General features: G+C 54.3%; 13 protein-coding genes. 1 reads left to right on the top strand and 12 read right to left on the bottom strand.

The features are described 5' to 3' along the window. Positions 1 to 251: 251 nt before the first annotated feature. Complete coding sequence (locus HY788_05650; protein MBI4773654.1) at positions 252 to 425, bottom strand: hypothetical protein; 174 nt, start codon at positions 423 to 425, stop codon at positions 252 to 254. Between the two features lie 209 nt (positions 426 to 634). Here HY788_05650 and HY788_05645 point away from each other — a divergent pair, with 209 nt between their 5' ends. After that, a complete protein-coding gene (locus HY788_05645) occupies positions 635 to 847 on the top strand; it encodes a hypothetical protein (GenBank protein MBI4773653.1) in 213 nt (70 codons plus the stop codon). Between the two features lie 147 nt (positions 848 to 994). Here the strand turns inward: HY788_05645 and HY788_05640 are convergent, their stop codons facing one another. The 11 genes from HY788_05640 to HY788_05590 form a co-directional block, all read right to left on the bottom strand. Further along, on the bottom strand, positions 995 to 1,228 hold the full coding sequence (locus tag HY788_05640; protein ID MBI4773652.1) for a hypothetical protein: 234 nt from the start codon (positions 1,226 to 1,228) through the stop codon (positions 995 to 997). Between the two features lie 36 nt (positions 1,229 to 1,264). Further along, positions 1,265 to 2,395 (bottom strand): class II fructose-bisphosphate aldolase, encoded by a 1,131-nt coding sequence (locus tag HY788_05635; protein MBI4773651.1) that lies wholly within the window; start codon positions 2,393 to 2,395, stop codon positions 1,265 to 1,267. 109 nt (positions 2,396 to 2,504) lie between these two features. Next, positions 2,505 to 3,524 (bottom strand): aspartate-semialdehyde dehydrogenase, encoded by a 1,020-nt coding sequence (locus HY788_05630; protein ID MBI4773650.1) that lies wholly within the window; start codon positions 3,522 to 3,524, stop codon positions 2,505 to 2,507. Positions 3,525 to 3,752: 228 nt separating this feature from the next. After that, positions 3,753 to 4,553 (bottom strand): CDP-diacylglycerol--serine O-phosphatidyltransferase, encoded by an 801-nt coding sequence (pssA, locus tag HY788_05625; GenBank protein MBI4773649.1) that lies wholly within the window; start codon positions 4,551 to 4,553, stop codon positions 3,753 to 3,755. Then, a complete protein-coding gene (locus HY788_05620) occupies positions 4,550 to 5,179 on the bottom strand; it encodes a phosphatidylserine decarboxylase family protein (GenBank protein MBI4773648.1) in 630 nt (209 codons plus the stop codon). Before HY788_05620 ends, pssA begins: the two co-directional genes overlap by 4 nt. Positions 5,180 to 5,201: 22 nt before the next feature. Then, a complete protein-coding gene (locus tag HY788_05615; protein ID MBI4773647.1) occupies positions 5,202 to 5,438 on the bottom strand; it encodes a YdcH family protein in 237 nt (78 codons plus the stop codon). A 168-nt stretch (positions 5,439 to 5,606) separates the two neighbouring features. Further along, positions 5,607 to 6,308 carry a tRNA (adenosine(37)-N6)-threonylcarbamoyltransferase complex dimerization subunit type 1 TsaB gene (gene tsaB / locus HY788_05610; GenBank protein ID MBI4773646.1) on the bottom strand — a complete coding sequence of 234 codons (702 nt, stop codon included), beginning with the start codon at positions 6,306 to 6,308 and terminating at the stop codon, positions 5,607 to 5,609. Positions 6,309 to 6,311: 3 nt separating this feature from the next. Then, complete coding sequence (gene rseP / locus HY788_05605; protein ID MBI4773645.1) at positions 6,312 to 7,394, bottom strand: RIP metalloprotease RseP; 1,083 nt, start codon at positions 7,392 to 7,394, stop codon at positions 6,312 to 6,314. Between the two features lie 9 nt (positions 7,395 to 7,403). After that, positions 7,404 to 8,591, bottom strand: coding sequence for a 1-deoxy-D-xylulose-5-phosphate reductoisomerase (locus HY788_05600; protein MBI4773644.1), 1,188 nt, complete (start codon positions 8,589 to 8,591; stop codon positions 7,404 to 7,406). 2 nt (positions 8,592 to 8,593) lie between these two features. After that, complete coding sequence (locus HY788_05595) at positions 8,594 to 9,400, bottom strand: phosphatidate cytidylyltransferase (GenBank protein MBI4773643.1); 807 nt, start codon at positions 9,398 to 9,400, stop codon at positions 8,594 to 8,596. Between the two features lie 8 nt (positions 9,401 to 9,408). Further along, complete coding sequence (locus tag HY788_05590) at positions 9,409 to 10,161, bottom strand: isoprenyl transferase (GenBank protein MBI4773642.1); 753 nt, start codon at positions 10,159 to 10,161, stop codon at positions 9,409 to 9,411. Between the last annotated feature and the right edge of the window lie 163 nt (positions 10,162 to 10,324).

Genomic DNA, 10,324 nt, shown 5'->3' with positions numbered 1-10,324 from the left:
TTCAGGGCCAGGCAGAAGAACTATTGAATTACACTCCCGTTTCGGTATAATTTCCGTATATGTTGTTTTTTCCTTTCATCAAGAGCTAAATTCGTCGGGCGTGGATGTGCTATCTCACGATGAGGTCCGGGCAGGCATCCGTTGGGTTACGCTCGCTGCGCTCGCTAACCCAACCTACATTCTTTCGCCGGAAAATCGAGGAAGTATCGTAGGTTGGGTTGAGCATAGCGAAACCCAACAACAAGGGGAAACTACAATACCCATTGATCATTGGCTTCGGTTTTGGTTTTGGTTTTGTCCGGATGCACGGAAGCAGGAGAAAGAGCTTCATTCAGGGGTGGCGCGGACAGCTTGTCGTCCGCGTTGCGCAGCAACAAGAGGCTCCACCTGGAGTGTGGGTCGTGCGACTTTGTTATGTCGGACATACAGCCGCCTCCTGTCCTTGTACCTTAAGAGTGATCATCTATTAAGGACTACCGGGCCCCCCCTGCGCCTGTTCACGCGGACGAAGTCAGGTCGTGCGGTGGTTTCATAACAAAATGGCTTGCAGCCGTACGTATGGGGTTTGCTTTCTCGACTCGACCTTGCGCTCCCTTCCACCCGCCGGGAAGACCCGGTCAAGAGAATTACGAACATGAACAAGGAAATCGACGGCAGGAAACAAAAGCGATCCTACGGGAGGAAGAAGGCGTTCCGGTGCCACGTCTGTAATAAAGAACTTCCATTTTGCTGGAGTTGCCGCTGCGGATTCCAGATCTGTCCGGACTGCCTGGAAAAGAACAAGTGGGGCATGAGCAACGATGTAACCTGGTTCTGCCCCGACTGCGGAAAAATGAGAAGTTTTTAGGCTTCGGAGCGTCATAGGCTGGCGGGAGCGTTTTCGACGAGCCTTCCAGGCAAGGAAAGAAGAACGGAAACTGCGCTGCAGAAGCATATGAGGTAGCTCAATGTGACGAGCTACCTCAAGTGAGATAGGAGACCAACGGCGGGCATTTCAACTGCAGGCGATCCAGATGACGGCGAGCTTGATGAGTTTGTTGATTCCAGTCCAGAAAATCCCTTTGGATCGTTCACCTCTTCTGGTGTACTTGAACTTCTTGGTCTTTCCGCCAGGTGATGTCTCCGAGTACTCAATTTCGTCCGAATTGGCGAGCCTGTGCGAACATCCGGCGGCATCTAGGATAGCAATTACGACTTTTGCGAAGTCTTTCTTGTCTTCGACAGCCATTGTTCGCTCCTTGCTCATGAAAGTATAAGGAACGTCCTATCCGTAGAATTCCATTACTTTGTCGGCCAATCCGAACGAGTTGGTCGCTTCGAACAGCCGTATGGCCTCTTCATAGGCCTGAATCGTAATCCGGTTCCGATAGGGTTCTTCCAGATTATTGAATTTATCGGCAAACACCTTGTTGGCCTTCTTGATGTTGCCTCCGATGTTTCCCGTTTCCTGAGCCCACTTCCACATCTCTTCCCACAGCGCCGAGGGCACTCCCCGGTAGGGTCGATAAACGTAGCTCTTGTCCGGCCTGGTAATGGCGTTTCCGTTGGAATCCATGGCCGTGCCGAAGCAGACATTCTGCCAGAAGGTGCCCACGTTTCCTTTTCGTATCCCGTACTTGATGAACTCGCGGATCTTCTCGAGGGACGTACCGGTAATTCCGTGCTGAGCAATGTCCACGTCCCACTTCTGAATCGCCTCGTAAATCCGTCGGGTCAGATCCAGCTGAATGCCCTCATGCGCTTCGCCAAAATAGGTGCCGTGAATGGAACCATTGTTAATGGCCAGCAAGTCCGGATGAATCCCCGCTTTGTCGAGTTCTCCAATGAACCATGCCGCCTCTTCGGGCTGCGTGAATCCTTCAGTCGTACCCTTCTTGGCGCCGATCTCTCCCAGTTCCACCTCGAGACACAGTCCCTTGTCCTGGACGATCTTTCCCAATTCGATCGTAGCCTTGAGATTGTCCTCGTTCACCATGTGCGAAGCGTCTACGGCAAAAGAAGTGAACCCCGCTTCCAGTTGCTCGTGAATGAGCGCGGCCACCTCGGACACCGCATCCGGGCTTTTCACTCCGAGATGATCGGCATGAACGCTGAACGGCACGGCTATATTCCCGAGACGCTCGTTTACTTCCATTACCGCGTCCACGAAAAGTTTCGGCGTGAACTCCGTGTATCCCAATTCGGATTTTGCGATCTCGTACATCACCGGAGCGCCGGTGGCCATCGAGGCCCTGGCGATGCCTTCAATGGGAAGACGGCAACGGCAGTTCGTGGCCATGATCATGGCGCCGAATTTCTTCGCCGTCTTCACCAAGGCTTTTCCATTCAACAAAGGGACCTTGGAATCCGGAAAGCGCTTCTTTACGTTGTCCGGCCTGACCTCGGCATAGCCCATATGCTTCTCCCCTATAGTTGTTTAACCGACGTTTTCAAGGTTATCGAACACCGTGGGTCCACAGGCCTCGCATGTCTCTCCAAAGAACACGTGCGCTTGCCTCGATACGCTATTTCAAGCAATCCCGGGCGACGATTTCAGCTATTTGAACGGCGTTAGTGGCCGCCCCTTTCCGGATATTGTCGGCAACGATCCACATGGCCAAGCCATTCTTCGTGGAAATATCCTTCCGGATTCGTCCAACCAGAGTCAAATCCTGGCCCGCCGAGTCGATGGCCAACGGGTATAGAAGTTCGCTCACATTGTCAACAACCCGAACTCCCGGGGCTTGGACCAAAAGTTGTCGCGCCTGTTCGGGAGACAAGGGACGTTCGGTTTCTATGTTCACCGCCTCGCTGTGTCCATAAAGAACGGGCACCCGGGCCGTCGTGGCAGTCACCTGTATGGAATCGTCTTCCATGATTTTCCGGGTTTCGTTGACCATCTTCATCTCTTCCTTGGTATATCCATTCTCCAGGAACACGTCGATGTGTGGCAGGACGTTGAATGCAATCTGGTAAGGATATACCTTCGGTTTGAAGGACCCGCCGTTCACGATGGCCCTTGTCTGCTCCATCAGTTCGGTTATGGCTTTCTGACCGGTTCCGGAAACCGCCTGATACGTGGATACCACCACCCGCGTAATCCGGGCTTGATCATGGAGCGGCTTCAATACCACCACCATCTGAATGGTCGAGCAGTTCGGATTTGCGATGATGCCCTTGTGATCCTTGATCCGATGCGGGTTCACTTCAGGGACCACAAGTGGAATTTCGGGATCCATCCTCCAGGCGCTGGAATTGTCCACAACCACGGCGCCGCTCCGGGCCGCTATGGGCGCAAATTCCTTGCTGACGGAAGCCCCCGCGGAAAAAAGAGCAATTTCCACACCCTTGAAGGACTCCGGACCGATCGGATGGACGGTTACATCTTTTCCTCTGAACTTCAGTTTCTTGCCTTTGGAACGTTCAGACGCCAGCAGCGTGAGCTTTCCCACGGGGAAATCCCGTTCTTCCAAACATGCAATCATCTGATTACCCACTGCGCCGGTAGCTCCGGCCACTGCAACGCTGAACTCTCGCTGAGACATAAAACGCGATCTCCTTTTTCCTGTTCCCTATTCTGGACGAATCAAGATTTTGCAACCCTTATGGGTCGATTGTCGACAGCACGACCTTCTCTCTGAACCGAATCCGATGATCAAAGAGGATAAACCTATTCCTGCAAGGGGAATGCGCTCGACCCTTCAGCAGGATCCCCTGTTTCCACCCGCGCGGAGGATTCCACCCGACGTCGAACTCCGGGCGAGAAGGGAGGTTTATTCGCCTGCTTCGGCGGCCGCCGTCTCGGTACTGCTCCGTTCATCGGAATCGTCGCTCGCCTTCTTCCCGCGAAGGTGACGAATGCACATGATCGGTCCGCTGAGCACGTAACAAAGCATGACCACGAATCCCATGACAAACGGGTTGGCCGCAATCACTACGAACAACAAGACACCCACCACCAACGAGTTGAACGATTTTCTCCGGAAGTAGTCCATGTTCTTGAAACTCACGAACTTGACGGTGCTGACCATCAGAAAAGACAACCCGTAAATCATCACCATGATGGGCACATGAAACACGTGGGATCCGAGGTTCAAATGATCGAAAAACAGGACCGTGGCGGCCAACATGGCTGCGGCGGCAGGTATGGGAAGGCCGTTGAAGTGATCGCCGGGCACCGTATCGACCTGCACATTGAACCGCGCCAACCGCAGCGCCCCGCACGTCACAAACAGAAACGCCGCTAGCCAACCCATTCTGCCGAACGGCTCCAGGGCCCACAGGTATATCATCAATGCGGGGGCCAACCCAAAAGCAATGAGGTCCGCCAGCGAGTCGTATTCCGTACCGAAGCGGCTGGTGGTTTTCGTGAGCCTGGCAATACGCCCGTCAAGCCCATCTAGAAACATCGACCCGACGACCGCCAGCGCCGCCTGGGGAAAATGCGCCTGGATGGACGAGATAGCCGCATAAAAGCCCAGAAACAAGCTTCCCGTGGTAATCAGATTGGGCAACACAAAAATACTTTTCTTGCGGTCCAATCGTTTACGGTGCGGCCTTCTTCTTCTTTTCATGGCAGTTTACCTACAAGGGTCTCACCCGCTCGCACCCGGTCGCCTTTTTGAACCCAGGCCTCAAAATCGGGGGGCAGATATAGGTCCACCCGGGAACCAAATCGGATCATTCCGAAACGTTCTCCTTTTGCGGCCAGGTCTCCGGGACGGGTCCAACACACAATCCGTCTTGCAATCAGGCCCGCGACCTGGACCACGACTAGTTTCCGTCCTCCTTCGGTTTCAACAATCAGGGCATTCTGCTCGTTCCCCTTGGACGCCCCCTCCCTGTTCGCAGCCTCAAATCCTCCGGGCTTGTATATAGCGTGACGCACGGTTCCATCTACAGGAAACCGATTCACGTGGACATCCAACACGGACATAAAAATGCTCAAACGTACGCATTCACCCTGGTAATAGCGCTGATCCATTCCCGGCTTGACGAACACTACCACCCCGTCTGCCGGAGCAACAACCGCTTTTGGATCAAAGGTACAGGTCCTGTTGGGATCCCTGAAAAAATAAAGGACGGAAAAAGTCAGCGCCAATGTCAATAAACAGAGAATCTGCCATCCCAGCAGAGCGAACACCAGGGTAACGAACGCGCCGCCGAGAATGAAAGGCGCCCCTTCCAAGGCGACCGGAATTCTAGTCCTGTCCTGCTCCGGCTCACTCGCCTTGTTCACGTTTACGGTACTCCGACACGATCTGTTCGATTCGATCCCGTCCGGACAACTTCTGTTTCTGCAGACGCTTTCTTTCCAGGGCTTCTTCCGGTGACAGATATGGCCGCTTATTCAAATCTTCGATTCTCGCTTCGAACTCTTCATGTTCTTTCATGAGCTTGCCTAATTCCGGATCTTGGCTGCCATACTTCTCAATCAACGCGCGATCGTCGTGTTCCATCTCTTCCCCCCGGATCATGAACACCCGGCGATTCGACGGTCCCCCGGGAACCCGAATCGAGATCCCGAACCACCGGGTATTAGCGCCTCTGGGAGAGGCGTTCTTTATCATTAGATTATAATGCCCTGCATACCTTGTCAACAAACGCGCGCCGGCGCTCGGACTTGATCAGGATCCCCGAGCCGTGTCCAACCCGATTTCGGCTTCCGACCTGCGGATATAATTCGGGGATAAGCCGAAGAGGTCCTCTCTGCGCCAGGAAGAGATCCGACCAAGAGCCAGTCTCGCAACCTCCGGCGACCGTACGTGATGCGCCGTGGCCGGAGCGAAAACAGCCCTTCCACCCAGTTGCTCCTTCAACAGAGTACGATATCGAAGCGCGCCGTCTCCTACAAATAGCGTGTCCGTTTCTCGGCATTCCGCGATCCGGTCTTCCGGAGACAATACCCGATCCGGACCGATTCTTGCCGTTTCCCCATGAATAGCAGGTCCGAATCGGGCCGCGTAAAGCTGGTTCTTCCTTGCATCTAAAGCCGCAACAAGGGGCAGCCGGGAATACGGTATATTCCCCGCTAGTGCTTCCAGGGTGGAAACCCCCACCAGCGGCTTGCCGGAAGCGTAGGCCAACCCTTTGGCCGCGGCGACACCGATTCGAAGTCCCGTGAAACTCCCCGGACCGATCGTCACGGCAAAACCGTGCAGATCCTCGAACCCGAGCCTACCGTTGACCATAAGTTGGTCCACGCAGCGATAAAGGAACGTTGCGTGAGATCGAAAAGCCCTTAGCGAAACCTCCGCCAGCACGGTTTCGTCTTCCGTCAGGCAGGCGCTGCACATAGCCGACGAGCAGTCCAAAGCGAGAATGCGCATTACTTATTGTTTCGTCACTATGCGGACGATGTCGTTGTAGAAGATCAGGATCATAAGCACGGCCAGAATGGCAAAGCCAATCTGCTGGGCGATCTCCCGTTTCTTGATGCTGATCGGCTTCCTGAGCACCACCTCCAATCCAAAGAAGAAAAGGTGACCGCCGTCCAAAACCGGTATGGGCAACAAGTTGAGGATCGCCAGCGAAATGCTGATGACCCCCATGAAATAGAACAAGTTCAAAAGTCCTTCCCGCGCCTGTTGTCCAGCCAATTGGGCGATCAGGATGGGACCGCCCACGGTATCCGCGGGGATTTTTCTCTGTATCAACCTCACTACGCTGAGAATCGTAATCTTTGAAACCCAGTACGTGTTGGTGACTCCATACACCGCCGCTTCATACAACCCTACCTTTTCCCATATAAGCTTACCGGACGGAGAAATTCCGATAACCGGAATCGGCTTTTCCTCTTCCAATGGATTGGTTTTCATGGACGTATACTTAGGAGTTACGGTGAACTCGAGGCGGCTGCCGTCCCGGTTCACGCTCACCTGTATGGCTTCACCATCGCTGCCGCGAATCAGCTCGGCCATTCGTTCCCACTCCTCTACCGGGGTCCCGTTGACAGCCTCGATCACGTCACCCTTCTTCAAACCGGCTTCGAACGCAGGATAGCCCTCTTGCACAGTCCCGATTTCCGTGGTGACCGACGCCAGTCCTGCGATCCAGGCCAGGATGAAGAAAATAAGAACGGCAAAAAGAAAATTGAAAAAAGGTCCGGCAAATACGATCAAAAAACGCTTCCCGACGGGCTTATGAGCAAAGGACTTCTCGACGTCCTCCGGACTCACCTCATCCTGCGGGTTTTCCCCTATCATCTTTACATATCCACCGAGTGGAATCAGAGACACCCGGTAATCGGTTTCACCGAACTTCCTGCCCACCAGTCTGGGGCCGAATCCCAGCGAAAACACTTCGACTCCCACGCCGAACAACTTCGCCATGATGAAGTGGCCGAATTCGTGGAAAAAGATGAGCACTCCGAGTACAAGCGCCGTGGCGGCCAGCGTATAAAGGAGATCTCCCATAATGAATTGTCAATCCTTCTTTCTAGCCGTCAGAAAAGCCGCTTCTCTGGCCCAGCGATCCACTTCCAGAACTTCCGAGATTTCGTGCAAGGGTCGGGGATCGTGTTTGGCCATGGTATCGGCGATCACACCGGCAATGTCCGTGAACCGGATCCTGGACTCCAGGAAAAGCGCGACGGCTGTTTCGTTAGCCGCATTGAGAACGGCGGCCATGCTATCCCCGTTTCTGCCTGCTTCCAGGGCTAGGCCAAGGCATGGAAACCGGTCAAAATCCGGTTTCTCGAACGAAAGCTTGCCCACTTCAAACAGATCTAACGCAGGTAGCATCAAGTTGAGACGCTCGGGGTAGGAAAGCGCGAAGGCAATGGGAATGCGCATATCCGGCAGGCCCAGATGAGCCACCACCGAACCGTCGCAGAATTCCACCAGCGAATGCACGATGCTCTGCGGATGAATGTGCACGTCGATCGCATCGATCGGAAGACCGAACAACCACTTGGCTTCTATGGCTTCCAGCCCTTTGTTCATCAACGTCGAAGAGTCGACGGTGATTTTGCTTCCCATTTTCCATGTAGGGTGGACAAGAGCGTCTTCAGGTCGAATGTCCTTCATACGGGATTTGGAGGTGCGAAGAAACGGCCCGCCCGAGGCCGTGAGGAGTATCCGCCTGATCTCGTTCTGCTGATGACCCATCATGCAATGCAGGATCGCACTGTGTTCGCTGTCCACCGGGAAAATGGATACCTGTCGTTTGCGGGCCTCGTTCATGACCAGGTCTCCGGCCATTACCAGCGTTTCCTTATTCGCCAGGGCAATATGCCTGCCTGCCCGGATGGCCTCGAAAGTGGGCTTCAGGCCGACCGCTCCAACGAGAGCGGAGATCAACAGGTCCGCTTCCTCGATCAGCGCCACTTCCATCAGTCCGGCATCCCCGTGCAGCACGCGTATGCTGTCCGGCACACGCGCACTCAACCACTCGGCATCTTCGCGTCTCATGACCGAAAGCAGCCGGGGCCTGAACCGCAAAGCCTGCTCCAGCGCCAATCGCACGTTTTTCCCGGCGCTCATGGCTACCATATGGAACCTGTCCGGGAACCGACCTACGATATCCAACGTGCTTGTGCCAATGGATCCCGTTGCGCCCAGCAGCACCAGATTTTTCCGTAGCTTCGATCTTCTGCCTCGAACCAGCTCCATAGTCATCCGGCCTGGAACAGTCTCAAATACAAGTACATGGGTGCTCCGGCGAAAAGTGCGCCGTCAATGCGATCCAACATCCCTCCATGTCCCGGAAGGATCCTGCCTGAGTCCTTAACGCCGACGGACCGTTTGAGAAACGATTCAAACAGATCGCCCACTTGCCCCAGCAGGCCCAACACGAGAAACAGCAACGCCCCTTCCCAAAGAGACATCTCGGGAAGATACAGGGATTGAAAGATCAACCCGAAAATGACGGAACAGCACGCTCCGCCCACACTTCCTTCAACGGTTTTGTTTGGACTTACCGCAGGATACAGCTTATGTCTGCCAAACGTCTTTCCGGCATAGTACGCGCCCGTATCCCCCAGAAAGACCACCAACATGGCCAGCGTTACCCACCATGCTCCTTTAGGCTCAAGTCGAACCAGAACAAAAAAAGAGGCGAGTAACGGTACGTAAAACAGACCCAAAAGCTGCTTTCCGAGGTTGATATGAGCGGATTCGATCTCTCGAAATGCAAAAAGGTGCCCAACAAAGCACGATGCCAGCATCACCACGAACGAAACCGCGAGCCATACATCGGATCCCGTCACGGAGACCGCGATAACCACCGCGCAGGTCGCCAATCCGAGATGCACGCAGAAGCGTTCATCCTTGCCGGTAAAAAGCATGTTGAGAACTTCGAGTTCGGCGCACAAGGCGACCAGGAAAATCAATATGCAGAGGCCCATCGCAGGCAGGATAAAATTGACGCCCAACACGAGCACTGCAAGGCCGATACCCGTGAGCCATCTTTGAAGTTGCATGGGCCCTCTCAGCCGAGCAGGTTCTGCCGGCGAACCTGTTCATCCGTTCTGCCGAATCTTCTTCGCCTGCGTTGGTACTCGGAAATAGCGTCCATAAATTGTTCGCGACGAAAATCCGGCCACAAAACAGGGGTCATCACCAACTCCGTGTACGAGATCTGCCACAGAAGAAAATTACTGATTCGCAGCTCACCGCTGGTTCGGATCAGAAGGTCCGGGTCCGGTTGCCCGGCTGTATAGAGTTGTTCTCCGAACAGTACTTCATCGATGTCATCCGGATCCAATCCGCCTTCCATGCATCTTCTAGCCAGGATTCGCGCCGCTCGTACGATTTCCGATCTACCTCCGTAACTGAGCGCCAGATTCAAGACCATCCGGCCATTATTCTGCGTGACTTCTTCTACATCGACAATCTTGCCCCGAATCCCCTTTGGAAGTTTCTCCACGTTGCCGATCACGTTAAACCGGATCTCCTTCTCGATCATCTCCTGCTTCTCCTCATCCAAATATTGGCCAAGGAGATGCATCAAGGCACTGACCTCGGTTTTGGGTCGCTGCCAGTTTTCCTCTGAAAAGGCGTAGAGCGTCAGAAACTGTATGCCGATTTCTCGGCTGGTTCGGACAACTTCGCGAACGGATCTGGCGCCTTCTCGGTGGCCCCGGATTCGTCTGAGTCCCTTTCCGCGAGCCCACCGGCCGTTGCCGTCCATGATGATGGCCACATGCCTGGGCAATTCGGATGATTTGACTTCGTGATTCAACTTTGAACTGTCCGTGACAGGTTCATAAGAGAGGACGTTTATAGAATAGGCGAGCCGGACCAAGGAGAAAGACGTTGCCTTGGCGCCGACCCGGCCGGTTTGTTCCACCCGCCGGCCCCACCCGAATCGAACTCGAAGAAAAACGGCACGGCGGGATTCAATG

It is taken from the genome of Deltaproteobacteria bacterium (assembly GCA_016208165.1).
Classification (GTDB): Bacteria; Desulfobacterota; Desulfarculia; order JACQYL01; family JACQYL01; genus JACQYL01.
The sequence above is the reverse complement of the archived record's forward strand: the minus strand, read 5'-3'. Positions and strand labels throughout refer to the sequence as shown.